Here is a 26,786-nt window from a genome sequence, read left to right as displayed (position 1 = left end):
CTAAGACTCTTTGCGCCGATGGTACTGCAGGGGGGACCCTGTGGGAGAGTAGGACACCGCCGGACTTAACTTAGTAAAATGGCCACCCAGTACTGGGTGGCCATTTTGCGTTTAACACCTGAATGATTTTCAACACAATAGGGAGTACCACGATGTCGGATTCTGCGAACGATAAGGACAAACGTCCGGATCGCAGCTCGAACGACCGCCAGGGGAGTGCACCGAAGCGCTCGGATGGCGGCTCCGGCAAGGGGTACTCCAAAGACCGCTCATCGGGCGCCAGGGATTCTGCGCCGCGGGGCGAAAAGCCGCGCTACGGCGCCGGTCGCGACGACAAGCCGCGCACAGGGGATCGTCCGGCCTACGGTGACAAGCCGCGCTATGGAGCGGGCCGGGATGACAAGCCGCGCACAGGTGGTGCCGGCCGCGACGGCAAGCCTCGGACGGGTGATCGTCCGTCGTACGGTGACAAGCCGCGTACCGGCGATCGTCCTGCCTACGGCGACAAGCCTCGCTATGGCGCCGGTGACAAGCCACGCTCTGGAGACCGTCCGTCGTATGGTGACAAGCCGCGCTCGGGTGATCGCCCCTCCTACGGTGACAAGCCGCGCTCGGGTGACCGCCCCTCCTACGGTGACAAGCCGCGCACCGGTGGCACAGGCCGTGACGGCAAGCCCCGCACGGGTGACCGTCCGTCGTACGGTGACAAGCCCCGCACGGGTGACCGTCCGTCGTACGGTGACAAGCCCCGCTACGGCGACAAGCCGCGCAGCGACCGTCCCGCAGCCGGAGACAAGCCGCGGTTCGGCAGCGACCGTCCCCGTTCCGACCGTCCTCGTTCCGATGCTCCGCGTTCCGACCGTCCTCGTTCGGATGCTTCGCGCTCCGACCGTCCGCGCAGCGACCGTCCCGCCCGCGACGGCGACAAGCTGTGGACCCGCGGCGGTGCACCCGCACGCGGTGACCGTGATGCCTACCGCGAAGAGGAAGAGGTCACCGAGGAACAGCGCATGCAGCGCGAGCTCCGCATGGTCCGCGCCCAGCATGACGACCCGGACATCCCGGTCTCCGTCACGGCAAACGACCTCGACCGCGTCGCCCGCAACGAGCTCAAGACACTGACGACGGACAACGCCGAACGGGTCGCGCGTCACCTGGCGATGGCAGCCATGCTCATTGAAGAGGACCCGACCCTCGCTCACCAGCACGCCCTTTCAGCAGCCCGCAGGGCCGGCCGCATCGGCGTGGTGCGCGAGACCCTGGCCATCACCGCCTACGAGATCGGTGACTACGCACTGGCGCTCCGCGAACTGCGTACCCACCGTCGCATCACCGGTTCGAACGACCAGCTGCCGCTGATGGTCGACAGCGAACGAGGCGTCGGTCGCCCTGAACGGGCGCTCGAACTCGGGCGTACCGTCGACCGCGCGACTCTGTCGCCGTCTGTGCGCGTCGCCCTCTCGATCGCGATGTCGGGCGCGCGCCTCGATCTCGGCCAGCCCGAACTCGCCCTCGCGGAACTGCAGGTGCCCGAACTCAACCCTGACCGGGCCTTCGAATGGAGCCCTGAGCTCTTCGCCGCAGAAGCAGAAGTCCTCGAAGAACTCGGCCGAGCCGACGAAGCTGCCGTGTGGCGGAAGCGTTCCGACGTTGCCGCCGCCGCGCTGGCGGAACGGTCAGGTGAGAACGAAGCCGAGACGATGGAGGTCTTCGAGATCCTCGAGATCGACGACGAGGATGACGGCACCGATGTCGACGCCGAAGACGTCGATGGCGAGCATGTCGATCTCGACGACGCGGATGCCGCGTCCGACGTCGACGCCGACGACACCGTCGTGGACGTTTCCGATGACGACACCGACGTGGACGCGACCGACGACGCGACGGATACCTCGCCCGCCGATGAGGAGCCGCTCGATGACGCCGCTTCTGACCAGGAGAAGTAAGGCGTCGACGCCGCTCGACGGCGTCGACGTGCTGCTCGCCGACCTCGACGGCGTCGTATACGCCGGAGCGCATGCGATCCCGCACGCCATCGACAGCCTCAACCTCGCGGCGGAGAGCATCCGCGTCGGATACATCACCAACAATGCGTCGCGCACCGATGCATCCGTTGCCACGCATCTGAGCGAACTCGGGCTCACGGTGGCACCCGAAGAAGTCGTCACCAGCCCCCAGGCTGCTGTGCGCCTGCTCGCGGACTACGTGCCAGCAGGGTCGACCATCCTCGTCGTCGGTGGCGACGGGCTGGTCAACGAGCTCGTGAAAGGCGGATACGCCGTCACCCGCTCGGCCGACGACGACCCCGCCGCCGTACTGCAGGGGTTCGCTCCCGATGTGGGCTGGAAGCAGCTCGCCGAAGCCGCATATGCCCTGCACCCACGTGAAGACGGCGTCGAGATTCCGTGGATCGCGACGAACACCGACTGGACGATCCCGCAGGCCAGGGGCATCGCCCCGGGGAACGGCACCCTCGTTTCTGCGGTGCACACCGCGGTCGGCCGCCTCGCGACCGTCGCAGGCAAGCCCGAGACCCCGATCTTCGACGAGGCCACGGCCCGCTTCGACGCAGCGAAACCGCTGTTCATCGGCGACAGGCTCGACACAGACATCCTCGGTGCGAACCGTGCAGGCATCGACTCGGCACTCGTGCTGACCGGTATCGACAAGGCCAAACACGTACTCGCCGCAGACAAGTTCTCACGTCCGACCTACATCATCGAGGACCTCCGCCAGTTGCATGAACCGTATCCGGCGACACGGATGTCACGGAACGGCAGCGAAGCGACGGTCGGCAGTTCGGTGGTGCGGATCGAGGGCAACGACGTCGTCATCGTCCGTGACGGCGACACCGCCATCGACCTGCTTCGCGCGGCGTGTGCGGCGATCTGGGCATCCGGTCGGGCGATTTACGGCTTCAACGTTCCTGAGCGGCTGTATTCCTGACCGCGCGGGTAACCTAGGGACGTGAGCGAAGAGATGCGGGAAACCGACGACGCACTTGTGTCCCAGTTACGACTGGTCGAAGACCAGCCGCTCGATGAGCGCGCCCGTGCCTACGTGCAGCTCCACGAGGAATTGCGCACGAGACTCGAAGGCGGCGACGCGGCTTCGTCGCGATCGTGAGCGTGGAGCCCGAAGCGACCGACGGCACCCAACGCCTCGACGCAGCCCTCGTCTCCCGCGGACTGGCCCGGTCGCGCACCCTGGCGGCGCGGGTCATCGCTGACGGCCTGGTCACCGTCGACGGTCGGGCCGTCGTCAAACCGGCGGCGAAGGTCCGCGCCAACCAGGTCGTCGTGGTCGCCGGTGCCGACCACTACGTCAGCCGCGGTGCGCACAAACTGCTCGCAGCGCTCGACGCCTTCCCCGTCGACCCGGCCGACCGTGTCGCCCTCGACGCAGGCGCATCCACAGGCGGCTTCAGCCAGGTACTGCTCGAACGCGGAGCACGGACGGTCATCGCGCTCGACGTCGGGCACGGTCAGCTCTCGGCCGAGATCTCCCAGGATTCCCGCGTCGCCGTCGTGGAGGGGTTCAACGTGCGCGACCTGACCCCCGAGAGCCTGGCTGGGGCATCCGGGATCCAGGAGGCGCCCGACCTCGTCGTCGGCGACCTCTCCTTCATCTCGCTCACCCACGTTCTCGAGCCGTTGCGCCGATCGGTGCAGCCCGGCAGCGATTTCGTCCTTCTGATCAAACCTCAGTTCGAGGTCGGACGCGGAGGAATCCGTGAGGGGATCGTCCGCGACGCCGCCCTGCGCGCCGACGCGATAGCCACTGTTCTCTGGCATGCCTGGGATCTCGGTCTCGGCACCGCCGGCCTGATCGCATCTCCGATCGTCGGCGGCCACGGCAACCATGAATACGTCGTCTGGTTGCGCGACGCCGGCGACGGTCGCGACGGCGACGCCGCCAATCCGACAGAATGGTTGCAGAGAATCACCGAAATGGCTGGAGCGTGACCGGAATGAGCTCAGAAGCTCGCAACATCCTCGTGGTGTCGCACACCGGCCGATCCGATTCCCTCCAAGCCGCCGTGCAGGTCATCGCGCAGCTGCAGGCGGCAGGGGCCGTGCCCGTGCTCCGGCGCGACGAGCGCGACGAGATCCACGCAGCCGGATCACCGCTCGGCCATGTGGCCATCCTGCATGAAACCGTCGAACCAGCCGACCTCGAGCTCGTCATCGTGCTCGGAGGAGACGGCACCATCCTCCGCGCCGCCGAGATCGTCCGTGGATACTCAGCGCCCATGCTCGGGGTCAACCTGGGCCACGTCGGCTTCCTGGCCGAGAGCGAACGGGACGACCTGGCCGACGCCGTGCACCGTGTGATCGCCCGCGACTACCTCGTCGAAGAGCGCATGACGCTCTCGGTCCGGGTGAAACGCGACAGTGAGGTCGTGTACGAGACCTGGGCGCTCAATGAAGCAACCGTCGAGAAGGCCAGCCGGGAACGGATGCTCGAAGTCGTCATCGAGGTCGACGGCCGCCCGCTCTCCAGCTTCGGATGCGACGGTGTCGTCGTGTCGACCCCGACAGGGTCCACCGCATATTCCTTCTCCGCAGGAGGTCCGGTCATCTGGCCGAGCGTCGAAGCGATCACCATGGTCCCGCTCAGCGCTCACGCCCTCTTCGCCCGCCCGATCGTGGTCGGCCCGGACTCGTCGCTGGCCGTCGAGGTCCTCAAGCGCACCAACGGCACCGGCGTGCTGTGGTGCGACGGTCGACGTGCCCACGATCTCGAACCGGGCGCGCGCGTCGTCGTCCGGCGCTCCTCGGTGCCCGTCCGGCTTGCCCGGCTGCACGAGAGCCCGTTCACCGACCGCCTGGTCAAGAAGTTCCACCTGCCCGTCTCCGGGTGGAGGGGTCCGGCAGCCAGTGATTGAGGAAATCGGCATCCGTGACCTCGGCGTCATCGCCGAAGCCACCCTCCCGCTCGGCTCAGGATTCACCGCCATCACCGGTGAGACCGGTGCAGGCAAGACCATGGTCGTCACCGCACTCGGCCTGCTCCTCGGCGGACGCGCGGACTCCGGTGTCATCCGCCAGGGCAACGAGCAGACCAGTGTCGACGGCCGCTGGATCGTGCCGGCGAACGGCGCCGTCGCCGACCGTGTCCGTGAGGCCGGGGGAGATGTCGACCCGTTCGGGGACAACGCCGAGCTCACGCTCGGTCGCTCCGTCCTCGCATCGGGTCGCAGCCGCGCGCAGGTCGGCGGCCGCAGCGCTCCTGTCGGGGTGCTCGCCGAACTCGGCGAACAGCTCGTCGTCGTGCACGGCCAGTCCGAGCAGGTCCGCCTCCGCTCCCAGGCCGCCCAGCGCGACGCCCTCGACCGTTTCGCCGGCGACGACCTCGCCGTGCTGCTCACCGACTACCGCTCGGTGTTCTCCCGCTACCTCACCAACGCCGCCGAGCGCGACACCCTCATCGAGGAACGTGACCGCCGCGCCGCCGAAGCCGACGACCTGCGACTGACGATCGCCGAGATCGACACGATCGCGCCCCAGCCGGGCGAGGACGACGAACTGGCTGCTCGCGCCGAACGTCTCACCAACCTCGAAGACCTCCGCATCGCCGCAAGTTTCGCCCGCGAGGCGCTATCGGCCGAGGAATCGGATGCACCGGATGTCGTGACCCTGCTGGATGCCGCCCGCAGGCAGCTCGAACGGGTCGCCTCCCACGACGCCGAACTCGGCACGCTCGGCGAGCAGATCGCCAACACGAGCTACGCCGTCTCCGAGATCGCCCTCGAACTCTCGCAGTACCTTGCAGGACTCGACACCGACGGCGCCCGCGAACTCGAGATCCTTCAGGACAGGCGCGCCGAGCTCGGCATCCTCATGCGCAAGTACGGGCCGGGGATCGACGAAGTCCTCGCCACACACGAGGCGGGCAACGGCCGCCTGCTCGAACTCGACGGCGACTCCGACCGCATCGACGACCTCACTCTCATCGTCGACGAGGATGCCGCCCTGGTCGACACCCTCGCCGGCCGCATCTCCGAAACCCGGCGCGCGGCAGCTGCACAGCTCGGGGCAGCGGTCTCGGATGAGCTCACCGCACTGGCCATGGCGGACGCCACAGTCGTGATCGAGGTGACCGACCAGCCCGAGCTCGGCCAGCACGGCCGTGACCAGGTCGTGTTCCTGCTGCAACCTCACGCGGGTGCTGAACCGCGCCCGATCTCCAAGGGAGCGTCCGGCGGCGAACTCTCACGGGTCATGCTCGCGATCGAGGTCGTGATCGCCGGAACGGACCCTGTGCCCACCTTCGTCTTCGACGAGGTCGACGCGGGCGTCGGCGGATCGGCCGCCATCGAGATCGGCAGAAGACTCGCCCGGCTCGCCGAGACCGCGCAGGTCATCGTCGTCACCCACCTGGCCCAGGTCGCCGCATTCGCCACCAACCATCTCGCTGTCGTGAAATCCAGTGACGGAACCGTCACGGCATCCAGTGTCCGTCAGTTGACCGGTGACGATCGCGTCGCCGAAATGGCCAGATTGCTGTCAGGACTCGCAGACAGCGACTCAGGACTCGCCCACGCCGAAGAGCTGCTTTCGCTCGCACGGTCAGACCGCTCTTCTCAGGTGATAGGATAAAAGCCCGTGGTGAACATTACAGACGCGGACAATTCAAACGACACGACCAAACACATTTTTGTGACCGGTGGTGTCGTTTCTTCTTTGGGCAAGGGACTCACGGCGGCAAGCCTGGGTAACCTCCTCACGGCTCGGGGACTGCGTGTTGTCATGCAGAAACTGGACCCCTACCTCAACGTCGATCCTGGAACGATGAACCCGTTCCAGCACGGCGAAGTCTTCGTCACAGACGATGGCACCGAGACCGACCTCGACATCGGTCACTACGAGCGATTCCTCGACGTCAACCTGAGCCAGGCGGCGAACGTCACCACCGGCCAGATCTACTCGACGGTCATCGCGAAGGAACGACGCGGTGAGTACCTGGGCGACACCGTGCAGGTCATCCCGCACATCACCGACGAGATCAAGCGCCGGATGCGGCTGCAGGCGACCAACGACCCCAAACCTGATGTGATCATCACCGAGGTCGGCGGGACCGTCGGCGACATCGAGTCGCAGCCGTTCATCGAGGCGGCGCGGCAGGTCAGGCACGAGCTCGGGCGCAAGAACGTGTTCTTCGTGCACGTGTCGCTCGTGCCGTTCATGAACGCCTCTGGCGAGCAGAAGACCAAGCCCACGCAGCACTCCGTGGCCGCCCTGCGGTCGATCGGTATCCAGCCGGATGCCCTCGTGCTGCGGAGCGACCGCCCCGTCTCCGAAGGCAACAAGCGCAAGATCGCGCTCATGTGCGACGTCGACGAGGCGGCAGTGGTCAACGCTGTCGACGTGCCGAGCATCTATGACATCCCCACGATGCTCCACGACCAGGGGCTCGACGCGTACATCATCGACCTGCTCGGCCTCGAGGCCGGCGAGGTCGACTGGGCCGCGTGGTCGCCGGTGCTCAAGGCTGTGCACGAACCCAAGCACGAGGTCACGATCGGACTCGTCGGCAAGTACATCGACCTGCCTGATGCCTACCTGTCGGTCACCGAAGCGCTGCGTGCCGGCGGGTTCGCGCACGAGACCAAGGTCAAACTGCAGTGGATCCCCTCCGACGAGTGCGAGACCCCTGACGGTGCGTCGAAGGCGCTCAGCGAACTCGACGGCATCTGCGTGCCCGGCGGATTCGGCATCCGCGGGATCGAAGGCAAGCTCGGAGCGCTGAAGTTCGCGCGCGACAACAACATCCCGACGCTCGGCCTCTGCCTCGGCCTGCAGTGCATGGTTATCGAATACGCCAGGAACGAAGCGGGGCTCACCGGCGCCAGCTCGTCGGAGTTCGACCCGGACACCGAATTCCCGGTCATCGCGACCATGGCCGAGCAAGTGGAGATCATCGCCGGGGGAGACCTGGGGGGAACGATGCGCCTCGGCCTGTACCCCGCGAAGCTCGACGAGGGCTCGATCACGGCCGAGCTGTACGGCTCGAACGAAATCTCGGAACGCCACCGCCACCGCTACGAGGTGAACAACCGGTACCGCGAGCAGATCGCCGACGCCGGTATGGTCTTCTCCGGCACCAGCCCGGACGGTCAGCTCGTCGAGTTCGTCGAACTGGATCGTGCCGAGCACCCGTTCTACGTCGGAACCCAGGCCCACCCCGAGCTCCGGTCCCGCCCGAACAACGCCCACCCGCTGTTCCGTGGGCTCATCGGTGCCGCGCTCGAACGTCGTCAGGCCAGCCTGCTGTTCGACGTGAACAATGACTGACCTTCCCCTCGAGGACACTGTCGCCGACGTCGAGATCCGCTCCAGCGAGCGGGTCTTCGACGGGGCGGTGTGGGACATCCGCCGCGACGTCTTCGCCTACAACGGCGACGACATCACGCGCGAGTACATGGACCATACCGGCGCCGTCGCGGTCTTCGCGCTCGACGACGAGGAACGGGTGCTGCTGATCAAGCAGTACAGGCACCCTGTTGGCCGTCGCGAGTGGGAGATCCCTGCCGGACTGCTCGACGTCGTCGACGAGGATCCGCTGGCCGCTGCACAGCGTGAGCTCGCTGAGGAGGCCGACATCCTCGCCACCGACTGGGCCGTGCTCGGCGAGTTCTACACCAGTCCAGGCGGCAGCGACGAGGCGATCAGGATCTACCTCGCCCGCGGACTCTCCGCTGCGGACGAATCCTTCGACCGCACCGACGAGGAAGCAGACATGGAACTGCGCTGGGTTCCGCTCGCCGACCTCGTCGACGCCGTCCTCGACCGGCGGTTGCAGAACCCATCCCTCGTCATCGGAACCCTTTCCGCACATGTGGCACGGGAACGGGGATGGCAGACGCTCGCGGCGGCGGACGCCCCGTGGCCGCGGCATCCGAAGCTCGGCACACCGGCGCGCTGACATGCCGCTCGCGCGCGACCTCGACCAGTACCTGCGGCACGTCTCGATCGAACGGGGCTTGGCGTCGAACACGGTGGCCGCGTACCGCCGTGACCTCGACGGCTACGTGGAGTGGCTGGGCGCGCGCGGTGTCGGTGAGATCCGTGACGTGACGCAGCAGCAGGTGTCCGAGTACGTGCGCGAACTGGGCAACCGCGAGGTTGCCCCGCTGACCGCGTCGTCGCTCGCCAGGGTGCTGTCGTCGGTGAGGGGGCTTCACCGGTTCCTGCTCGAAGAAGGAGCGATCGAGACCGACGTCGCCCGCGAGGTGAAACCGCCGAAGCTGCCGAGTCGGCTGCCCAAGGCGCTGAGCGTCGACCAGGTGACCGCACTGCTGGATGCCGTCTCCGGCGACGATGTGCAGGCTCTCCGGGACCGCGCCCTGCTCGAACTGCTCTACGCGACGGGCGCCCGCGTGACCGAAGCGGTGTCGCTCAACGTCGACGACGTGTTCGACGAGGACATCGTCCGGCTCCGCGGCAAGGGCGACAAGGAACGGATCGTGCCGCTCGGACGGTTCGCCCGCGACGCGCTCGATGCCTACCTGGTGCGTGCCCGGCCGGTGTTCTCGGTGAGGGGAACGGCGACACCTGCGCTGTTCGTCGGCATCCGCGGGCAGAGGGTGTCGAGGCAGAACGCGTGGCTCATCATCCGTTCCGCCGCTGAACGTGCCGGCCTGGCCGCACACGTGTCTCCGCACACGTTGCGCCACTCGTTCGCCACACACCTGCTGCAGGGCGGGGCGGATGTCCGCGTCGTGCAGGAACTGCTCGGGCATTCGTCCGTGGCCACGACGCAGATCTACACGATGGTCACGGCAGACACCCTCCGTGACATGTACACGACCGCGCACCCGCGGGCCAGGTAGCCTGCGACGCGCCCGCGAGCGGATGCCCCGCCACAGCGTGGCAGCGACCGGCTTCGGGGGAGCGCCCCGTTAGAATCAGGAGCTAACACGATGAGGGACGCGACGGGAGTGAGGACGAACCAGGTGGCCACTAAAAATGAAGAGCTCTTCTCGGCGGAGACGACCATCGAAAAGAAGGGCCCGACCGGTCGCACTCTTCGTGAGTTCGCCGAACCTGCTCCGCTGAAGAGCCACGGCCCCGCCCGCATCATCTCGCTGTGCAACCAGAAGGGTGGCGTCGGCAAGACCACGACCACCATCAGCCTGGGGGCCGCCCTCGCCGACTACGGCCGCCGCGTGCTGTGCATCGACTTCGACCCGCAGGGCGCCCTGTCCGCCGGCCTCGGCGTGAACACCCACGACGCGCTGACGATCTACGACCTGCTGCTCTCGAACAAGCACCAGCCGTCAGACGCGATCCAGCACACCTCCGTCGACGGTCTCGACATCATCCCGGCGAACATCGACCTGTCCGCCGCCGAAGTCCACCTCGTCAACGAGGTCGCACGGGAGCAGATCCTCGCGCGCGTGCTCCGCAAGGTCGGGGGAGACTACGACGTCATCCTCATCGACTGCCAGCCGTCGCTCGGTCTCCTCACCGTCAACGCACTCACCGCGAGCCATGGCGTCCTCATCCCGCTCGAGTGCGAGTTCTTCGCCCTTCGCGGCGTCGCCCTGCTGATCGAGACCATCGAGAAGGTCAAGGACCGGCTCAACCCGGCGATCGAACTCGACGGCATCCTCGCGACGATGTTCGACTCCCGCACCCTGCACTCCCGCGAGGTCCTCGAGCGCGTCGTCGACGCCTTCGGAGACGACGTCCTCGAGACGGTCATCGGCCGCACGGTGAAGTTCCCGGATGCGAGCGTCGCAGGCAGCCCGATCACCGAGTTCGCTCCCGAGCACGCGTCGGCCAAGGCCTACCGCCAGCTCGCACGGGAGCTGGTAGCCCGTGGCGCTGTCGCCTGATGCTCCGCACGCCGTAGACGGCACGACCCCGGCAGCACCGGTCGGGTTCCAGGTCGCCCTCGGCAACTTCGAGGGACCGTTCGACTTGCTGCTCTCGCTGATCAGCAAGCACGAGCTCGACATCACCGAGATCTCGCTCTCGAAGGTGACCAACGAGTTCATCGCCTACCTGTCCGGCGTCGACTCCGCCGCAGAGCTCGACCAGGCCAGCGAATTCCTCGTCGTCGCAGCCACCCTCCTCGACCTCAAGGTCGCCGGCCTCCTTCCGCAGGGCGAACTCGTCGATGCTGAGGACGTCGCCCTCCTCGAAGCCCGTGACCTCCTCTTCGCACGACTGTTGCAGTACCGGGCGTTCAAGGAGGCTTCCACCTGGTTCGCCGGCCACCTCGACGCCGAAGCCAGCAGGCATCCGCGATCGGTGAGGCTCGAGGACAAGTTCCGCGCCCGCACCCCCGAACTCGTCTGGACCCTCACCCTCGACGACTTCGCCGCGCTGGCCACGCTCGCGCTGACGCCGCGGGAGATCCCCGTCGTCGGCCTCGATCATCTCCACGCGCCGCTGATCAGCATCCGGGAGCAGGCGGCCCACGTGGTCGTCATGCTGCGGTCGGGCGAACCGGTGACCTTCCGCCAGCTCATCGCCGGCGCCGACCAGAAGGGCGTCGTCGTCGCCCGGTTCCTGGCAGTACTCGAGCTGTACCGTCACGCAGCGATCAGTTTCGAACAACTCGAACCGCTTGGGGAGCTCACGTTACGCTGGAGCGCCGAGAACTGGTCAGAGGACAACCTCGCCAATCTGGGAGCAGACTATGACAATTGACACAGACGCACTCGACACAGACGCACTGGACACAGACGCACTCGATACAGCCATGACAGACACCAGCCAGGACGCCACGGATGCCACGACGGAGGCCGTGACGCCGGCAACGCAGGCGCCCCAGGTCGACATCGACAGGGCCGTCGAAGCCATCCTGATGATCGCTGACGAGCCACAGAGCCTCGTCAGCCTCGCCACGGCGCTCCGCCGCCCGGTGAAAGCGGTGCACGAAGCCATCAACCGCCTCGTCGCCGACTACGACGGCCTCGACGGCACGGTGCAGCGTGGCTTCGAACTGCGCGAGGTCGGCGGAGGCTGGCGGTTCTACGTCCGCGCCGAATACGACGAGGCGGTGGCCGACTTCGTCACATCGGAGAACCCCAGCCGACTCTCACAGGCCGCACTCGAGACCCTCGCGGTGATCGCATACAAGCAGCCGATCACCCGCGGTTCCATCGCAGCCATCAGGGCCGTGAACGTCGACTCCGTCGTGCGCACCCTTGCCGGTCGCGGCCTCATCACCGAGTTGTTCAGCGACAGCGAGACCGGCGCGATCAACTACGGCACCACCCCTCTGATGCTGCAACAGCTCGGCATCAACTCGCTCGACGAGCTCCCCCCGATCTCCCCCCTGCTCGCCGACGGCTCCGAAGGATTTGACAGTGACTTCCGATAACACCGGGACCCCGGAACACGACCCGTACGCCCCTGAGGGTGTGCGGCTGCAGAAGGTCCTCGCCGCAGCAGGCGTCGCCTCCCGCCGGGTCTCCGAGCAGTACATCACCGAGGGCCGGGTACGTGTCAACGGCCAGGTCGTCAAGGAGCTCGGCCGACGGATCGATCCGGAGACCGACCAGGTCGAGGTCAACGGCACCGCGGTGCAGCTCGACACCACGAAACGGTACGTCGTGCTCAACAAACCGGTCGGCGTCGTCAGCACCATGGCCGACGAACGCGGCCGACCCGACCTCACCCAGTTCACGAAGGACTACGAGGAACGACTGTTCAACGTCGGCCGTCTCGACGCCGAAACCAGCGGACTGCTCATCCTCACCAACGACGGCGACCTCGCCCACGTCCTCGCGCACCCATCGTTCGGGGTCACGAAGACGTACATCGCCAAGGTGAACGGCAAGGTCACTGCGCAGACGATCCAGAAGCTCAGCCGCGGTGTCGAACTCGACGACGGCGTCATCGTTGCAGACAAGGCACGCCTGCTCGACGGCCGCACGTCCGCGAATGGCGATGAGACGAGCATCGTCGAGATCACCCTGCACTCGGGCAAGAACCGCATCGTGCGGCGGATGCTCGCCGCGGTCGGCCACCCGGTGCAGGAGCTCGTCCGCCGCCAGTTCGGCCCCGTCAACCTCGGCACCCTCCGGGCCGGCCACACGCGCGACCTGACTAAGGTGGAACTCGGCGAACTGCTGACCATCTCGCGGCAGACGCAACTGAAGATCAGCACCGACTCCGGCCAGGATGCTGCCGGAGAGACTGCCGAGTAGAAAGATCCCCGTGAACGACACCCCGGAGCGCCGCCCGAACGCCGCCCGACTCACCGGACATGTCCGCGTCGTCGGCGCCGGTCTGCTCGGCGCAAGCGTCGGCCTTGCCCTGAAGGCCCAGGGGATCGACGTGTCGCTGTCTGACGCGTCACCGGCCCAGCTCCGGCTCGCGGTCGACTACGGCGCCGGACGCCCCGAACGCGAGGGCGACGACCCAAGCATCGTCGTGGTCAGTGTGCCCCCGGATGTCACGGCATCTGTCATCGAGGCTGAGCTCGCCCGTTTCCCGCACGCCGTCGTCACGGACGTCGCCAGCGTCAAGCTCGAGCCGTTCCGCACGCTCACCGCGCGCGGCGTGGACCTCACCAGGTACATCGGCTCGCACCCGCTGGCCGGACGCGAACGCGGGGGAGCGATCTCCGCCCGCGCCGACCTTTTCCTCGGCCGCCCCTGGGTGATCTGCCGCGATGAGGAGACCCCGGCAGACGCGCTCGCCCTGATCGAAGACCTCGCGCTCGACCTCGGCGCCTCGCCGATCGAGATGACCCCCGAAGAGCACGACCGCTCCGTCGGACTCGTCTCCCACGTGCCCCAGCTCGTCGCCAGCCTCCTCGCCAAGCGACTGGTCAGCGCCCCGGACTCCGCCGTCCGGCTCACAGGGCAGGGCCTCCGCGACACCACCAGGATCGCCGCGAGCGCCCCCGAACTGTGGGTGCAGATCCTCGGTTCGAACGCCGGACCGGTCGTCGAAGTGCTCGATCAGTTCGCCGCCGACCTCGCGAAGGTCGCCGATGCCCTGCGCGATCCGGAGGCTCCCGGGTCTCGCCGTGCTCTCGCAGACACCATCGCCGCAGGCAACACGGGCGTCGCCCGCCTGCCGGGGAAGCACGGCCAGGACCGCCGCTACGCCTCCATCGTCGTCATGGTCGACGACAAGCCAGGGCAACTCGGCCTTCTCCTCACCGAACTCGGTGACATCGGGGTCAACATGGAAGACCTCCGGCTCGAGCACTCCCCGGGTGCCCAGATCGGCCTCGCCGAGATCGCCGTGCTTCCCGAAGTCCAGCAGCGCACCATCGAAGACCTCGAAGCGCGCGGCTGGCGGATTGCGAGCATCTGAATGCTGAACAGAACAGTGGTGGCCGTCGACGGACCGGCAGGGAGCGGCAAGTCGAGCGTGTCAAAGGCTGCGGCCAGGCGGCTCGGCTTCGACTACCTGGACACGGGAGCCGCCTACCGCGCCCTGTCCTGGTACGTGCTCGACTCGGGCATCGATTCGGCGGATGCCGCAGCGGTCGTCGACGCGCTCGGCGGCTTCGACTACACGATCGGCACAGACCCTGACGGGTACCACGTTCGCGTGGGGGAGACGGACGTGACCGACAGCATCCGCGAGTCCCGGGTCTCAGCCGTCGTGAGCAACATCGCGAGGGTCCCGGAGGTTCGCGCACACGTCACCGGACTGTTCCGCGACATCATCGCGGCGTCAACCGCACCGGGGATCGTGGTCGAAGGCCGGGACATCACCACGGTCGTCGCCCCTGACGCCACAGCTCGCATTCTTCTCACAGCCACTGAAGAGGCTAGAATGTCTAGACGCTCTGCAGAACTCGCATCCGAATCGGCTTCGGAGGTTGCGAGTGCGTTGCAGAAACGTGATCGCGCAGATTCGCGCGTCGTCGACTTCATGACCGCCGCACCTGGCGTCACCACGGTCGATTCCACCACGCTGAACTTTGACGAGACCGTCGACGCCGTGCTCGATGTGATCCGTACTTCGCAGAAAACCTAGATCGACCCGGCTGCCCAGCTCGGAACCGATCGCAGAGAGAGACCGATTATGGCTGACGACTTTGAAGACACCGCCGAGCTGGACGACCAGCTCGCCGAGCGGCTCGGAGACCTCGACGAGGACCTCGCGCACCGCCGCGCCGAAGCGCTCCGCGCCGGACTCGCCGACTACGACCTCGGCGACGAGGACCTCGAGATCCTCGAGTCCGTCACAGACGACCCCGACGCGATCCACTACCTCCCAGCGCTCCCGGTGCTGGCCATCGTCGGCCGCCCGAACGTCGGCAAGTCCGCGCTCGTGAACCGGATCCTCGGCCGCCGTGAGGCTGTCGTCGAGGACACCCCAGGCGTCACCCGCGACCGGGTCAAGTACAAGGCCGAGTGGAACGAACGCCAGTTCACTCTCGTCGACACCGGTGGCTGGGAACCAGACGCCAAGGGCATCGACGCCTCCGTCGCCGCCCAGGCCGAAGTCGCCATCGACCTGTCCGACGCCGTTCTCTTCGTCGTCGACGCCAACGTCGGCGCCACGGCGACCGACGAGCAGGTCGTCCGGATGCTCCGCAAGATGGACAAGCCGGTCTTCCTCGTCGCCAACAAGGTCGACGACGTGCGCCAGGAGCCGAACGCGGCATCCCTGTGGTCGCTCGGCCTCGGCGAGCCGTACCCGGTCTCCGCACTCCACGGTCGCAACGTCGCCGACCTGCTCGACCTCATCATGACCAAGCTCCCCAAGGTCTCTGCCGTCGCCAAGGAAGAAGTCGGCGGACCCCGCCGGGTCGCCATCCTCGGCCGGCCGAACGTCGGCAAGTCGAGCCTCCTCAACAAGGCCGCAGGTGAAGAACGCGTCGTCGTCAACGAGCTCGCTGGAACAACCCGTGACCCGGTCGACGAGCAGGTGGAGATCGCAGGCAAGGTGTGGCGATTCGTCGACACCGCCGGCATCCGTCGTCGCGTGCACCTGCAGCAGGGTGCGGACTTCTACGCCACGCTGCGCACCAGTGCAGCGCTGGAGAAGGCCGAAGTAGCCGTCGTCATGCTCGACGTCTCCGAGCCGATCAGCGAGCAGGACGTTCGGATCATCGACCTCGTGCTCGAGTCCGGTCGCGCCCTCGTGCTCGCGTTCAACAAGTGGGACCTCCTCGACGACGAACGTCGCCGCTACCTCGAGCGTGAGATCGAGCAGGACCTGGCGCACGTCGCCTGGGCTCCTCGCGTCAACATCTCCGCCCGCACCGGTCGGCACATGGAGAAGCTCGTCCCCGCCCTCGAGCTCGCACTCGAGTCGTGGGACACCCGCATCCCGACCGGCAAGTTCAACGCGTTCCTCGCCGAACTCACCGCCGAGCACCCGCACCCCGTCCGCGGTGGCAAGCAGCCGCGTGTGCTCTTCGGCACGCAGGCCTCGAGCCGACCGCCGACATTCGTGCTGTTCACCACCGGCTTCCTCGACCCCGGCTACCGTCGCTACATCACGCGTCGCCTCCGGGAGATCTACGGATTCGAAGGAACCCCTGTGAACGTCAACATGCGCGTGCGCGAGAAGCGCAAGCGCACGTAATCCGGACGTGGTCGCGGCGTGGCTCGTGAGAAGCTGAAGAGGTGACTTCCGAGTTCGTACCGCCACACCCGAAAAACCCGGGCGATGCCTGGGTGTTCGCCGACGACGGTTCCAAGTACTGGGGCCGTTTCGGCGCCGCCGGGCTGCTCGCAATCGACCCTGCGCGTGGGGTCTTGCTTCAGCACCGTGCCCTGTGGAGCCACTTCGGCGGGACATGGGGCCTGCCAGGCGGGGCCAGACACGCGGGCGAGAACGCCGTCGACGGCGCCATCCGTGAGGCCGGTGAAGAGGCGGCCGTGCCGACGGATGCCATCCGCCCGCGATTCAGCCACACCCTCGACCTCGACGTGTGGTCATACGTCACGCTCGTGGCCGATGTCATCGCCCCCTTCGATCCGCACATTGCCGATCCGGAGAGCCTCGAGGTCCGCTGGGTGCCGTTGGACGAGATCGACGCGTTGCCGCTCCACCCCGGGTTCGGCGCGCGCTGGCCTGACCTCCGACGTGACCTCGACCGCCGCCCTGTCATCGTCGTCGACATGGCGAACGTCGTCGGTTCGCGCCCTGACGGCTGGTGGAAGGACCGCGCGGTCGCTGCTCTCCGGCTCGGCGAGCAGCTTGACCGCGTCGCCGTGCACGGAGTCCCCGCCGCTGAGCTGGGCCTCGGACAGACCCACTGGTGGCCCGAGATCGTCGCCGTGCTCGAAGGCCAGGCGAACGACGCCGCCCTGGACGACAGCGACCGCGTTCGCGTGGTGAGAGCCGAGCGTGACGGAGACCAGCGGATCGTCGACGAGGTGAGCCGCCTTGTCGCAGAGCCGGCAGCATCCGTCACCGTCGTGACCAGCGACCGCGGACTTCGCGAACGGGTCGAAACGCTCGGCGCGCAGACCCGCGGCGCCGGCTGGCTCCTCGACCAGATCGACGGTGACGCGCCGGCCTGACCCTCGCCGCATCGAGCGCTGCACCTTCTGTCGAGCGCTGCAGTTGCAACTGTGGCGCTCGAAAGAGACTGTAGCGGTCGGCGCTTCGGACCGTGATCCGTCGGCCCCGACGCGAGAGCCGCACGGACTCGTAAGCTGGTCGGATGCGTACCCTTCCTGTGATCCTCGACGTCGACACGGGTGTCGATGACGCCCTCGCCCTGCTCTTCGCGGTCAAACATCCGTCGATCCACGTTCTCGCGATCACCTGCGTGGCAGGCAACGCGCCGCTGCCGCAGGTGATCGACAACACGCTCCGCATCCTCGACGCGGCGGAAGCCCCTGAGATCCCGGTCGCAGGGGGAGCGCTCCGCCCGCTGCTCGCGGCGGCGCGTTCAGCGTCGCACGTTCACGGTGAAGACGGCCTCGGCGGCATCACCCTGCCACCCACCGCTCGGGTACCCGAGCAGGTCAGCGCGGTCGAACTGATGAGGCGGACCCTGATGGAAAGCCGCGAGCGGGTCACGATCGTCGCCCTCGCACCTCAGACCAACCTCGCGTTGCTCCTGCGCACCCACCCCGAGGTCGCCGACCGGATCGAACGCATCGTGTTCATGGGCGGTTCGGCGAGCGTCGGCAACGCGACCGCGGTCGCCGAGTTCAACGTGTGGCACGACCCGGAGGCGGCAGCGATCGTGCTCGGCTCAGGCGTGCCGATCTTCATGTACGGGCTGGACGTGTTCAACCAGGTGTCCGTTCCGCAGGATGCCGCCGCAACGCTCGCGGACGGCGATGATCCGCTCGGGCACGTGGTCGGTGCGCTGCTCGGCAACCGGATCGCCCTGAGCGAGGATGCGACGCTGGTCTACACCGGGCTGATCGGTGACGCCGGAGCGGTCTGTTCGCTCGTCGAGCCGGAAGCGCTGCAGGTCGAAAAGCGGCCGGTGCGGGTCGAACTGTCCGGTTACGGCCGCGGTCAGACGATCGTCGACCGCCGCCGCTACTCCGGCGAGGACGTGCTGCACGGTGAAGTCGGGGAGTGGACGGTGATCGATGTGGCGCTCGACGTCGATGCGCCGCGGTACGCGGAACTCTTCCTGGAGACGCTCGGGCTCACTCGTTGACGGGCCGGGTCAGGTCGAGCTGCATGACCGCACGGTCGGGCGAGGGGCGTGCGACCTCACTGAAGCCGTTCGCCGCGAACAGAGAAACAGTGCCGTGGTACAGCTCGGCCGACGAGACTTTGGCCCGTTTCGTCGGGTCGACCGGGTAGCCTTCCACGACACGGGCGCCGGAGCGTCGGGCGTGGTCGATGGCGCTGGCCAGGAGCGCCGTCCCGATGCCCTTCTTGCGGAAGCCGACACGCACGACGAAGCAGGTGACCGCCCACACCGTGGTGTCTCCGGCCTCCTCAGGGCTGCCCTTCACCACGGCCATGCGGTCGAGTCTGCTGTACTTCACCCGGGGTTCGACGGCGCACCAGCCTACGGGTTCGCCGTCGAGGTAGGCGATGACGCCCGGCGCCGGATCGAGGTCGCGGACCTGCTGCTTCAACAGCGGCTCGCAGGTCTCCCGGCTCGCCGTCTTCCACTCGGGGTTGCTCATCTTGAAGTACTGGCACCAGCAACTCGACGGATCGCCGCGAGTGCCGAAGACGGTCTGAACGTCGGCCCAGGGAGCATCGGCGATCGAGACCGTCTCGAGTGTTGAGCTCGTCATGGCAGAAGCCTAGGGCTTGCCGGCGACATCGATCCAGCGGGTGGGACGTCCGGGGGTCGGGCGTCCCACCCTGCCTGCGGACCGGCTTATGCCGCCGCCGCAGTGCTCGTTGCTCGAACGGCCTCGGCGATGATCGTCGCGACGTCCTCCGGGCGGGAGACACTGACCGCGTGGGATGCTCCGGTCAGTTCGAGGGTGCGCTTCGACGCGGCACGTTCGGCGCCGGCCCTCAACACCGCAGCGGGGATGTTGCGGTCCTCGCTGCCGAACACGTGCCAGGACGGGCGTTCCTTCCAGCCCGGGACGGATGCCTGCACGGCGTCCGTCAGGGCGGCCTCGGTGACAGGGCGCTGCGTCGCGCCCATCAGACCGGCGACCCCCACGGGAACATCGGCCGCGAACTGGTCGCGGAAGAGCGACCGACGGATGACGAATTCCGCACCCCCACCGGTGACCGGGCGGGCGTCCAGCGCATCGCCGAGCGTACTGCCCGGCGCGCTTCCCGAAAGCGCGAATGCAGTGTCGCCGGTGTCTGGCGTGAACGCGGAGACGTAGACGAGGCCGACGACCTGGTCGTTGCCCGCGGAGGCCTCGGTGATCACCATGCCGCCGTAGGAGTGCCCGACGAGCAGGACGGGGCCGTCGACGGAGGCGATGACGTCGCGGACGTAGGCCGCGTCTCCGGCGAGGCTGCGCAGCGGATTGGCGACGGCGACCGAGGTGATGCCGTCGGCATACAGCCGTTCGATGACGCCGTTCCAGCTGGCGGATTCGGCGAACGCGCCGTGCACGAACACGACCGTGGGGTTCTGAGCTGACATGAACGAATTTCCTTTCGAGAACAGGCACCGGTCCCGAGTGGACGGTGTCACCAACTCAGACCGGATCGGATGCGGCGCTGTGACACCGCGCGAGGAACCGGCCGCCGCGGTTCGGACCGGGAAAGGGGAGGGTTCTGCGCCTCCGGTGACTGTGATTTACTGTCCTCGTTGCCGCGCGGGCCGGCCCCGGGAGAGGCGCCGCACGCCCTGACCTTCGACCAAGGAGACGGAGTTGTGATGCGTTCCCACAAACGGGTCGACCCCGATGATCCGGACGGGCACGGTCAGGGACGACCGGCCAGGATGCCTCACCGGCCCACCCGGGTCGGGCCGCCGTCAGAGGCATCCGCGGATCTCGACCGCGCGTTCGAGATCTTCGCAGGTGTCGAACCCCGCCTCTTCGGCATCGCCTACCGGATGCTCGGGAGTGTGGCCGATGCGGAGGACATCGTCCAGGAGGTCTGGCTGCGCTGGCAACGTCACGACCGCGAATCGGTCAGGGAACCGGCGGCTTTTCTCGCCACGACGGCGACCCGCCTGGCGATCAACGTCCTGCAGTCGGCGCGGATGCGCCACGAGGATTACATCGGTCCGTGGTTGCCGGAGCCGATCGACACCAGCGAGACCCCGGAGCTCACCGCCGAACGGGGTGAGACGCTCGAGATCGCCGTCCTGTTCCTGCTCGAGCGACTCGCCCCGGCTGAGCGGGCGGCGTACGTCCTGCGCGAGGCTTTCGCGTACCCGTATGACAGGATCGCGTCGATCATCGAGTCCACCGAAGCCAACGCCCGCCAGCTGGTGAGCCGAGCTCGCAAACACCTTGCTTCACACCGGCGGGCTCCTGTGGCTGTCACCGAGCAGCGCCGGTTCCTCGCTGCCTTCCTGGAGGCTGCCCAGGCAGGCAACCTGGCCGCTCTCGAGTCGCTGTTCACCGAAGACGTCGTCAGCTACTCCGACGGCGGAGGCGTCGTGCACGCCGCCCGGTTCCCGATCGCGGGCCGCACGCGGGTGGCGAAGTTCATGGCGGCTGTGTCCGAGTGGTTCTGGGATGGCATCGAGGTCACGTGGATCGAGGCCAACGGCGCGCCGGCAGTCCGTTTCGAGGTCGACGGCGACACGTTCGGCATATTCGCTCTCTCGGCGGGGGAGGGCGGCATCGACCGCCTGTTCTGGATGCTGAACCCGAACAAGCTCGACGCCATCCTGCCTGACGCCGCATCGGCCAGGCCGTGACGGCTGACGCCGATGGTGAGACGGGTGGCGACTCAGCGCAACTCCTGCGCGGCGGCCAGGGTGGAGACGGTCGTGATCGCATCGGCGAACGCAACAGGGGACTCCTGGGGCAGGTTGTGGCCGGCGTGCGGCACCTGGCGGTGCACCCGGGTCCCGGTGAAGTGAGCAGACCCGGCCGCGGCATCCGTCGCCGGGAAGTTGCCGTCCGCGAGACCGTCGAGAGTCACGGCGGGAACCCCGATCGCCGGAAGGGCGGCGAGTCGCTCCTCGAGCTCGGCGAGATGGGGCGCTCCGTCGGCCTGGCCCAGCCGGTGTCGGTACGAGTGGATGACGACATCGACATAGTCGGGATTGTCGAACGATTCCGCCGCACGATCGAGCGTGGCGTCATCGAAACCCCACTCCGGTGAGTTGCGATGCCAGATGACCTCGGCCACCGATCGCCGGTGTTCGGCGAGGCCCCGCCTGCCCCGTTCGGTGAGGAAGTAGAAGAAGTACCAGAACCCCGCCTCCTGCTCAGGCTGCAGGGGCACGGTCGATGATGCGATGTCCTGGATGAGGTATCCGTTCACCGAGACGATCCCGGCAACGCGCTCCGGCCAGAGCGCCGCGGCGACGCAGGCAGCCCGGCCGCCCCAGTCGTACCCGGCGAGCACCGCCCGACGGATGCCGAGAGCGTCCATCAGTTCGATGACGTCGCGGCCGAGAGCCGCCTGCTGCCCGGAGCGTGGTGTCTCGGGGTGAAGGAACCGGGTCGGCCCGTGCCCGCGCAGATACGGCACGATGACGCGGTAGCCGGCGTCGGCCAGGAGAGGCGCCACCTCGACGTAGCTGTGGATGTCGTAGGGGAACCCGTGCAAAAGGATGACCGGTCGGCCGTCCGCCGGCCCGGCCTCGTGGTACCAGACCCTCAGCTCGGTCGTGTCCACGTGGTGCAGCGGTTCCATCCGCGGAAGGGTGTCGGTCATGTCGTGCTCCTCGATGTGTTCGTCGGTTCCCAGCTACGACAGCGCTGCGTCGCCGGATGTGACCGTCACGCCGGGAGCACCTGCCCGGTCAGAACTGGTACCGCCCACCGCCCGTGGAACGGCCGGATCGCAGCACCGAGGAGAAGAACCGATGGCAACCTGGATGTCCACCCACCAGCGAACGGTGCTCGCCGTCGCGATTCTGGCGTCGTTCATCGCATTCCTGGACGGCAGCGTCGTGAACGTCGCATTACCGGCCATCAGCGACGAGCTCGGCGGCGGACTGTCGTCACAGCAGTGGGTCGTCGATGCCTACCTGCTGACTCTCGGCTCGGTCATCCTCCTGGCAGGGTCGCTCTCCGACGTGTTCGGGCGCAAACGGGTGCTTCTCGTCGGGATGCTCGGCTTCGGCGCCGCCTCTCTGGCCTGTGCCGTGGCGCCGAGCGTCGAGCTGCTCATCGTTGCCCGTGGGCTTCAGGGTGTTGCGGGCGCGTTGCTGGTGCCCAGCTCGCTCGCGTTGATCCTCGACGCGTTCCGCGGCGAGACGCAAAGTCGGGCGATCGGCACGTGGACGGCGCTGACGAGCATCGCCAGCATCGGCGGCCCCGTCCTCGGCGGGGTCCTCGTGGACTGGCTGTCGTGGCGGTGGGTGTTCGGGATCAACGTTCTCCCCATCGCGGTGGCGCTTCTCCTCATGCGTGGTCTGGACCACGACGCCCCGCGGTCTCCCGGGACGCGCATCGACCTTGTCGGCGCGCTCCTCGGTATCGTCGGACTCGGCCTTCCCGTCTTCGCCCTCATCGAACAACCCCGTTTCGGCTGGGGGTCCCCGCTGATCCTCGGGTCACTGGCAATAGGCGCACTGGCCCTGGTCGCGTTCGTGTTGTGGGAACGGCGCGTCGCACAACCGATCCTTCCGCTGCAGATCTTCCGGGCCCGCAATTTCTCGGTCGGCAACGTCGCCACATTCTTCGTCTACGGCGGCCTGTCGATCGGGACGTTCGCACTCGTCGTGTTCCTCCAGCAGGGCGCCGGCTACAGCGCCACGCTCGCCGGCGTCGCGCTTGTGCCGTCGAGCATCGTCCTCATCGCGCTCTCGGCGTTCTTCGGTCGGTTGAGCGACAGAATCGGTCCCCGGGTACTGATGAGCGTCGGACCGCTGATCGCCGGGACGGGTTTCGCGCTGATGCTGTTCATTACGGAGGACGCCGACTACCTGACGCAGGTCTTACCTGCCGTGCTCGTGTTCGGACTCGGCCTTGCCGTGACCGTCGCGCCGCTGACGGCGACGATCCTGGGCGCGGTCGAAGCATCCCACTCGGGTATCGGGTCGGCCATCAACAACGCGGTCTCCCGTGTCGCGGGTCTCATCGCGGTCGCCCTCGCCGGTTCGATCGGCGGGTCGGCTGTCATCGGCCTCACGAGCTTTCACCAGCTCGTCGCGGCGGCAGCGATCGGGATGCTGCTTGGTGCGGCCATCTCGGCGGCCGGCATCCGCAACCCCGGAACGCCGGCCGGCGCCCGCCACGTCGCGGTGGGCGATGTCACAGGACACACGCTCATCCGGTCATAGCTGGTGAAAGTCATCGTCGTTGAGGAGCAGCTCATGCGCAGGATCGTGATCGTCGGAGGAGGCTACGCCGGGTTCTACACGGCGTGGAAACTCGAGAAGCGGCTGAAGCCGAGAGAAGCCGAGCTGGTGATCATCGACCCGCGGCCGTACATGACGTACCAGCCGTTCCTGCCTGAGGTCTCTGCGGGCTCGGTCGAAGCGCGTCATGCAGCTATCTCGCTCCGCTCCCACCTCCGCCGGACCCGGATCGTCGCGGGCGGAGCGACGATGATCAGTCACGCGAACAAGACCGTCACCGTCCGACCCGCCGACGGCCCTGACTTCACCGTGGAGTACGACATCATCGTGGTGACGGCCGGGGCCGTCACCCGCACCCTTCCCATCCCGGGTGCCGACGAAGTGGCCATCGGCATGAAGCACGTCGAAGAGGCTGTCGCCATCCGTGACCGCCTGCTCACCGCGTTCGACAGGGCATCCGTTCTCGAGGACGGACCCGAGCGACGACGCCTGCTCACCCTGGTGTTCGTCGGCGGAGGTTTCTCTGGGGTCGAAGGGTTTGGCGAGTTGCTGTCACTGGCGACCGCCCTGCTCAAGTCCTACCCGGAGATCCGATTCTCGGACCTGTCGTTCCACCTCGTGGAAGGGAACGACAGGATCCTTCCCGAGGTGACCGACAAACCGGGTCGCTGGGTGGTCGAGTCGCTCCGCGAGCGGGGAGGCCAGGTGCACCTGGGAACACGGGTGGTCTCGCTCGTCGACGGTCACGTCGAGCTCACCAACGGCGCGGCCTTCGACGCGAACATCGTCGTGTGGACAGCGGGCAACGCCGCCCATCCTGTCATCGCCAAGCACACCGATCTTCCGACCGACGACCGAGGGCGCGTTCTCGTCATGCCTGACCTGCGCGTCGGCACGCCAGGTGCAATCGTTCCCGACGCCTGGGCGGCCGGCGACAACGCTGCCGTCCCTGACCTCGCCTCGCCTGTCGACGGTGCCGTCACCGTGCCGAACGCCCAGCACGCCGTTCGCCAGGGCAAACGCCTCGCCGCGAACATCGCGGCCACACTCCACGGCGACGTTCCGCGCGACTACAGGCACGGATCCCTCGGCGTCGTCGCGACCCTCGGCCTGGGGCGGGGGATCTTCCAGTACAAGCGCCTGGTCATCACCGGGCCGGTCGCGTGGCTGATGCACCGTGGATACCATGTGCTCGCCATCCCCACCTGGGAACGGAAGTTCCGCGTCCTCGCCGTCTGGATCACCGCGGTCTTCGCCGGTCGGGATGTCGTCTCCCTGCTTTCGGTTCAGGAACCCCGCAAGGCCTTCGTGTCAGGAGGAGTGCCTCATGCCCGTTGACCGGCGTCCGCCGCCGTCGTCGATCAGCGAACGGCTCAGCGCGTACCTCCTGAGACAACGGTTCTTCGGACAGGGCGTCGCCGAGTTCCGCGACATCTTGCGGACACGAGTGGTGCCGAACCACTGGACGAGCATCTTCGGGGCGGTGACGATCGCCTGCCTCGTCACGGTCACAGCCACCGGTCTGCTGCTCATGTTCTTCTACACGCCGTCGAGCGCAGGAACGATCTATACCGGTCCGTACTCGCCCCTGCACGGTGCAGAGGTGTCTCAGGCCTTCGCATCGACCATGCGGATCAGCTTCGAGATCCCCGGCGGGCTTCTGGTCCGTCAGGCCCATCACTGGGCAGGGCTGTTGCTCCCCGCCGCGCTCCTCCTCCAGATCCTCGCCACGTTCTTCACCGGCGCTTTCCGCAGCCCACGCAAGGGCATGTGGCTGCTGCTGTTCCTCATCTACATCGCCAGCCTCGCCGGGGGTTGGAGCGGCTATGCGCTTCCCGATGACATGCTCTCCGGTTCCGGGCTGCGGATCACCGAGGGAATCATCCTCGGCATTCCGGTCGTGGGAACCTGGCTGGCGACGCTGTTCTTCGGTGGCCCGTTTCCCGGCACCGTCATCGCCAACCTCTACGTGCTGCATGTCGCCGTGGTCCCTGCCCTTCTGATCGTCCTCGTCGGCGCTCGTCTTCTCGCCGCGTGGCACCACAAGCCACCGCAGTTCCCCGGGCTGGGTCGAACCGAGGACAACGTCGTCGGTCTCCCGCTCGTGCCGACCGCTGCTGCGCGCGCCAGTGGCCTCGCTCTGATCACCGCAGGGCTCCTCCTGTTGATCTCGGCACTGGTCACCGTGAACCCGATCTGGCTGTACGGGCCCGGTTCTCCGGGGGACGCTTCGGCCGGCAGCCAGCCGGACTGGTACACGGGGTTCCTCGACGGCGCGCTGCGGCTTGTTCCGCCGGGGTGGGAAATCGTCTGGCTCGACCGCACCTGGACCCTGGCGCTCCTCGTTCCTCTCGCCGTCGTGACGCTTTTTCTGACTGCCCTCGCGATCTACCCGTTCCTCGAGCAGTGGATCAGCGGTGACAAGCGGGCCCATCACCTGCTGGACCGTCCGCGGTCGGCGCCGACGAGAACGGGGATCGGGGTGGCCGGGATCGTGTTCTATGGCGTGCTCTGGGTCGCGGGCAGCGCCGATCTCATCGCCACCCACCTCGACCTCGGGCTCGAACAGGTCATCACCCTCTTGCAGGTCATGCTCGTCCTCGGGCCGGCGATCGGGTTCGTCCTGGCCCGCCGGGCGTGTTTCGCGCTGCAGCGGAAAGACCGGGAGATCCTCCTGCATGGTTTCGAGACCGGGCGTATCGTGCGTCTCCCCGGTGGTGAGTACGTGGAGGTGCATCACTCCGTCGACGAGTTCGAACGCTGGCGCATCCGACCGGTCGAAGGGCTTCGTCCTCTGCGGATCACGCCGGACGAGCGCGGGCGCGTCACCCTCGCCCAGCGCGTGCGGGTGGCCCTGTCGCGCTTCTTCTTCGAGGACCGCATCGCGGATCTCGGCGCGATCGATGCCGGCGAGCCGGGTGGCGGACAGGAAGTCCCGGTCACAGCGGATCCGGTCGCACGGTCTTAGCTGACGACGGCATCCGACCCGCGATGCCGACGATCACGGGAAC

The 26,786-nt window shown here is 67.5% G+C and carries 25 protein-coding genes; 22 read left to right on the top strand and 3 right to left on the bottom strand.

Annotated features, from left to right (window positions below; genetic code table 11):
* Window positions 1-152 precede the first annotated feature (152 nt).
* The 18 genes from AC1M2K_RS16040 (at window position 153) to AC1M2K_RS15955 (ending at window position 18,567) form a co-directional block, all read left to right on the top strand.
* The gene (locus AC1M2K_RS16040; RefSeq protein ID WP_480241727.1) at window positions 153-1,946 is read left to right on the top strand and encodes a primosomal protein; all 1,794 of its coding nucleotides are present in this window, start codon (window positions 153-155) and stop codon (window positions 1,944-1,946) included.
* A complete protein-coding gene (locus AC1M2K_RS16035) occupies window positions 1,918-2,946 on the top strand; it encodes an HAD-IIA family hydrolase (RefSeq protein ID WP_480236156.1) in 1,029 nt (342 codons plus the stop codon). The genes AC1M2K_RS16040 and AC1M2K_RS16035 overlap by 29 nt, the downstream gene beginning before the upstream one ends.
* A gap of 21 nt (window positions 2,947-2,967) precedes the next feature.
* The gene (locus tag AC1M2K_RS16030; protein ID WP_480241726.1) at window positions 2,968-3,126 is read left to right on the top strand and encodes a hypothetical protein; all 159 of its coding nucleotides are present in this window, start codon (window positions 2,968-2,970) and stop codon (window positions 3,124-3,126) included.
* On the top strand, window positions 3,123-3,965 hold the full coding sequence (locus tag AC1M2K_RS16025) for a TlyA family RNA methyltransferase (RefSeq protein ID WP_480241725.1): 843 nt from the start codon (window positions 3,123-3,125) through the stop codon (window positions 3,963-3,965). Before AC1M2K_RS16030 ends, AC1M2K_RS16025 begins: the two co-directional genes overlap by 4 nt.
* 5 nt (window positions 3,966-3,970) lie before the next feature.
* Complete coding sequence (locus AC1M2K_RS16020) at window positions 3,971-4,888, top strand: NAD kinase (protein WP_480241724.1); 918 nt, start codon at window positions 3,971-3,973, stop codon at window positions 4,886-4,888.
* On the top strand, window positions 4,881-6,602 hold the full coding sequence (recN, locus tag AC1M2K_RS16015) for a DNA repair protein RecN (RefSeq protein WP_480241723.1): 1,722 nt from the start codon (window positions 4,881-4,883) through the stop codon (window positions 6,600-6,602). The genes AC1M2K_RS16020 and recN overlap by 8 nt, the downstream gene beginning before the upstream one ends.
* 6 nt (window positions 6,603-6,608) lie before the next feature.
* Window positions 6,609-8,297 (top strand): CTP synthase, encoded by a 1,689-nt coding sequence (locus AC1M2K_RS16010; RefSeq protein WP_480241722.1) that lies wholly within the window; start codon window positions 6,609-6,611, stop codon window positions 8,295-8,297.
* Entirely contained in the window at window positions 8,290-8,928 is a 639-nt protein-coding gene (locus AC1M2K_RS16005; protein WP_480241721.1) for an NUDIX domain-containing protein, read from the top strand. The genes AC1M2K_RS16010 and AC1M2K_RS16005 overlap by 8 nt, the downstream gene beginning before the upstream one ends.
* Before the next feature lies 1 nt (window position 8,929).
* On the top strand, window positions 8,930-9,835 hold the full coding sequence (xerD, locus tag AC1M2K_RS16000) for a site-specific tyrosine recombinase XerD (RefSeq protein WP_480241720.1): 906 nt from the start codon (window positions 8,930-8,932) through the stop codon (window positions 9,833-9,835).
* A 123-nt stretch (window positions 9,836-9,958) separates the two neighbouring features.
* Window positions 9,959-10,843, top strand: a complete 885-nt coding sequence (locus AC1M2K_RS15995) for a ParA family protein (RefSeq protein WP_480236164.1) — start codon at window positions 9,959-9,961, stop codon at window positions 10,841-10,843.
* Window positions 10,827-11,663: a segregation and condensation protein A gene (locus tag AC1M2K_RS15990; protein ID WP_480236165.1), complete on the top strand. Its 837-nt coding sequence runs from the start codon at window positions 10,827-10,829 to the stop codon at window positions 11,661-11,663. Before AC1M2K_RS15995 ends, AC1M2K_RS15990 begins: the two co-directional genes overlap by 17 nt.
* 52 nt (window positions 11,664-11,715) lie before the next feature.
* Entirely contained in the window at window positions 11,716-12,339 is a 624-nt protein-coding gene (gene scpB, locus AC1M2K_RS15985; protein ID WP_480241754.1) for an SMC-Scp complex subunit ScpB, read from the top strand.
* Window positions 12,320-13,168 carry a pseudouridine synthase gene (locus AC1M2K_RS15980; protein ID WP_480241719.1) on the top strand — a complete coding sequence of 283 codons (849 nt, stop codon included), beginning with the start codon at window positions 12,320-12,322 and terminating at the stop codon, window positions 13,166-13,168. Before scpB ends, AC1M2K_RS15980 begins: the two co-directional genes overlap by 20 nt.
* Window positions 13,169-13,178: 10 nt before the next feature.
* Window positions 13,179-14,288, top strand: coding sequence for a prephenate dehydrogenase (locus tag AC1M2K_RS15975; RefSeq protein ID WP_480241718.1), 1,110 nt, complete (start codon window positions 13,179-13,181; stop codon window positions 14,286-14,288).
* Window positions 14,289-14,960, top strand: coding sequence for a (d)CMP kinase (gene cmk, locus AC1M2K_RS15970; protein WP_480236168.1), 672 nt, complete (start codon window positions 14,289-14,291; stop codon window positions 14,958-14,960).
* A gap of 48 nt (window positions 14,961-15,008) precedes the next feature.
* Complete coding sequence (gene der, locus AC1M2K_RS15965) at window positions 15,009-16,520, top strand: ribosome biogenesis GTPase Der (RefSeq protein WP_480241717.1); 1,512 nt, start codon at window positions 15,009-15,011, stop codon at window positions 16,518-16,520.
* A gap of 41 nt (window positions 16,521-16,561) precedes the next feature.
* Window positions 16,562-17,464, top strand: coding sequence for an NUDIX domain-containing protein (locus tag AC1M2K_RS15960; protein WP_480241716.1), 903 nt, complete (start codon window positions 16,562-16,564; stop codon window positions 17,462-17,464).
* Window positions 17,465-17,607: 143 nt separating this feature from the next.
* Window positions 17,608-18,567 carry a nucleoside hydrolase gene (locus AC1M2K_RS15955; protein WP_480241715.1) on the top strand — a complete coding sequence of 320 codons (960 nt, stop codon included), beginning with the start codon at window positions 17,608-17,610 and terminating at the stop codon, window positions 18,565-18,567.
* On the opposite strand, the gene AC1M2K_RS15950 is transcribed toward AC1M2K_RS15955, so the two are convergent.
* Window positions 18,557-19,162: an N-acetyltransferase family protein gene (locus AC1M2K_RS15950; RefSeq protein WP_480241714.1), complete on the bottom strand. Its 606-nt coding sequence runs from the start codon at window positions 19,160-19,162 to the stop codon at window positions 18,557-18,559. The genes AC1M2K_RS15955 and AC1M2K_RS15950 overlap by 11 nt on opposite strands.
* A gap of 86 nt (window positions 19,163-19,248) precedes the next feature.
* Window positions 19,249-19,983, bottom strand: coding sequence for an alpha/beta fold hydrolase (locus AC1M2K_RS15945; protein WP_480241713.1), 735 nt, complete (start codon window positions 19,981-19,983; stop codon window positions 19,249-19,251).
* Between the two features lie 237 nt (window positions 19,984-20,220).
* Here AC1M2K_RS15945 and AC1M2K_RS15940 point away from each other — a divergent pair, with 237 nt between their 5' ends.
* Window positions 20,221-21,216, top strand: a complete 996-nt coding sequence (locus tag AC1M2K_RS15940) for an RNA polymerase sigma-70 factor (RefSeq protein ID WP_480241712.1) — start codon at window positions 20,221-20,223, stop codon at window positions 21,214-21,216.
* A 32-nt stretch (window positions 21,217-21,248) separates the two neighbouring features.
* Here the strand turns inward: AC1M2K_RS15940 and AC1M2K_RS15935 are convergent, their stop codons facing one another.
* Window positions 21,249-22,184: an alpha/beta fold hydrolase gene (locus AC1M2K_RS15935; RefSeq protein ID WP_480241711.1), complete on the bottom strand. Its 936-nt coding sequence runs from the start codon at window positions 22,182-22,184 to the stop codon at window positions 21,249-21,251.
* A gap of 151 nt (window positions 22,185-22,335) precedes the next feature.
* On the opposite strand from AC1M2K_RS15935, the gene AC1M2K_RS15930 reads away from it, so the two are divergent.
* From AC1M2K_RS15930 to qcrB, 3 genes are read left to right on the top strand one after another with little or no spacing between them, the layout of a single operon-like run.
* Window positions 22,336-23,757 carry a DHA2 family efflux MFS transporter permease subunit gene (locus AC1M2K_RS15930; RefSeq protein ID WP_480241710.1) on the top strand — a complete coding sequence of 474 codons (1,422 nt, stop codon included), beginning with the start codon at window positions 22,336-22,338 and terminating at the stop codon, window positions 23,755-23,757.
* Window positions 23,758-23,790: 33 nt separating this feature from the next.
* Window positions 23,791-25,113 (top strand): NAD(P)/FAD-dependent oxidoreductase, encoded by a 1,323-nt coding sequence (locus tag AC1M2K_RS15925; RefSeq protein WP_480241709.1) that lies wholly within the window; start codon window positions 23,791-23,793, stop codon window positions 25,111-25,113.
* Window positions 25,103-26,743 carry a cytochrome bc1 complex cytochrome b subunit gene (gene qcrB, locus AC1M2K_RS15920; RefSeq protein ID WP_480241708.1) on the top strand — a complete coding sequence of 547 codons (1,641 nt, stop codon included), beginning with the start codon at window positions 25,103-25,105 and terminating at the stop codon, window positions 26,741-26,743. Before AC1M2K_RS15925 ends, qcrB begins: the two co-directional genes overlap by 11 nt.
* Window positions 26,744-26,786: the final 43 nt, after the last annotated feature.

This window comes from Mycetocola sp. Y171 (assembly GCF_056713165.1).
This window is presented reverse-complemented; position numbering and strand designations above follow the sequence as displayed.

Bases quoted from the DNA above. Each gene is read 5' to 3' on its own strand.
- AC1M2K_RS16040 (WP_480241727.1), top strand. From the start codon at position 153: ATGTCGGATTCTGCGAACGATAAGGACAAACGTCCGGATCGCAGCTCG.
- AC1M2K_RS16035 (WP_480236156.1), top strand. From the start codon at position 1,918: ATGACGCCGCTTCTGACCAGGAGAAGTAAGGCGTCGACGCCGCTCGAC.
- AC1M2K_RS16020 (WP_480241724.1), top strand. From the start codon at position 3,971: ATGAGCTCAGAAGCTCGCAACATCCTCGTGGTGTCGCACACCGGCCGA.
- AC1M2K_RS16005 (WP_480241721.1), top strand. From the start codon at position 8,290: ATGACTGACCTTCCCCTCGAGGACACTGTCGCCGACGTCGAGATCCGC.
- xerD (WP_480241720.1), top strand. From the start codon at position 8,930: ATGCCGCTCGCGCGCGACCTCGACCAGTACCTGCGGCACGTCTCGATC.
- scpB (WP_480241754.1), top strand. From the start codon at position 11,716: ATGACAGACACCAGCCAGGACGCCACGGATGCCACGACGGAGGCCGTG.
- cmk (WP_480236168.1), top strand. From the start codon at position 14,289: ATGCTGAACAGAACAGTGGTGGCCGTCGACGGACCGGCAGGGAGCGGC.
- der (WP_480241717.1), top strand. From the start codon at position 15,009: ATGGCTGACGACTTTGAAGACACCGCCGAGCTGGACGACCAGCTCGCC.
- AC1M2K_RS15955 (WP_480241715.1), top strand. From the start codon at position 17,608: ATGCGTACCCTTCCTGTGATCCTCGACGTCGACACGGGTGTCGATGAC.
- AC1M2K_RS15950 (WP_480241714.1), bottom strand. From the start codon at position 19,162: ATGACGAGCTCAACACTCGAGACGGTCTCGATCGCCGATGCTCCCTGG.
- AC1M2K_RS15945 (WP_480241713.1), bottom strand. From the start codon at position 19,983: ATGTCAGCTCAGAACCCCACGGTCGTGTTCGTGCACGGCGCGTTCGCC.
- AC1M2K_RS15940 (WP_480241712.1), top strand. From the start codon at position 20,221: ATGCGTTCCCACAAACGGGTCGACCCCGATGATCCGGACGGGCACGGT.
- AC1M2K_RS15935 (WP_480241711.1), bottom strand. From the start codon at position 22,184: ATGACCGACACCCTTCCGCGGATGGAACCGCTGCACCACGTGGACACG.
- AC1M2K_RS15930 (WP_480241710.1), top strand. From the start codon at position 22,336: ATGGCAACCTGGATGTCCACCCACCAGCGAACGGTGCTCGCCGTCGCG.
- AC1M2K_RS15925 (WP_480241709.1), top strand. From the start codon at position 23,791: ATGCGCAGGATCGTGATCGTCGGAGGAGGCTACGCCGGGTTCTACACG.
- qcrB (WP_480241708.1), top strand. From the start codon at position 25,103: ATGCCCGTTGACCGGCGTCCGCCGCCGTCGTCGATCAGCGAACGGCTC.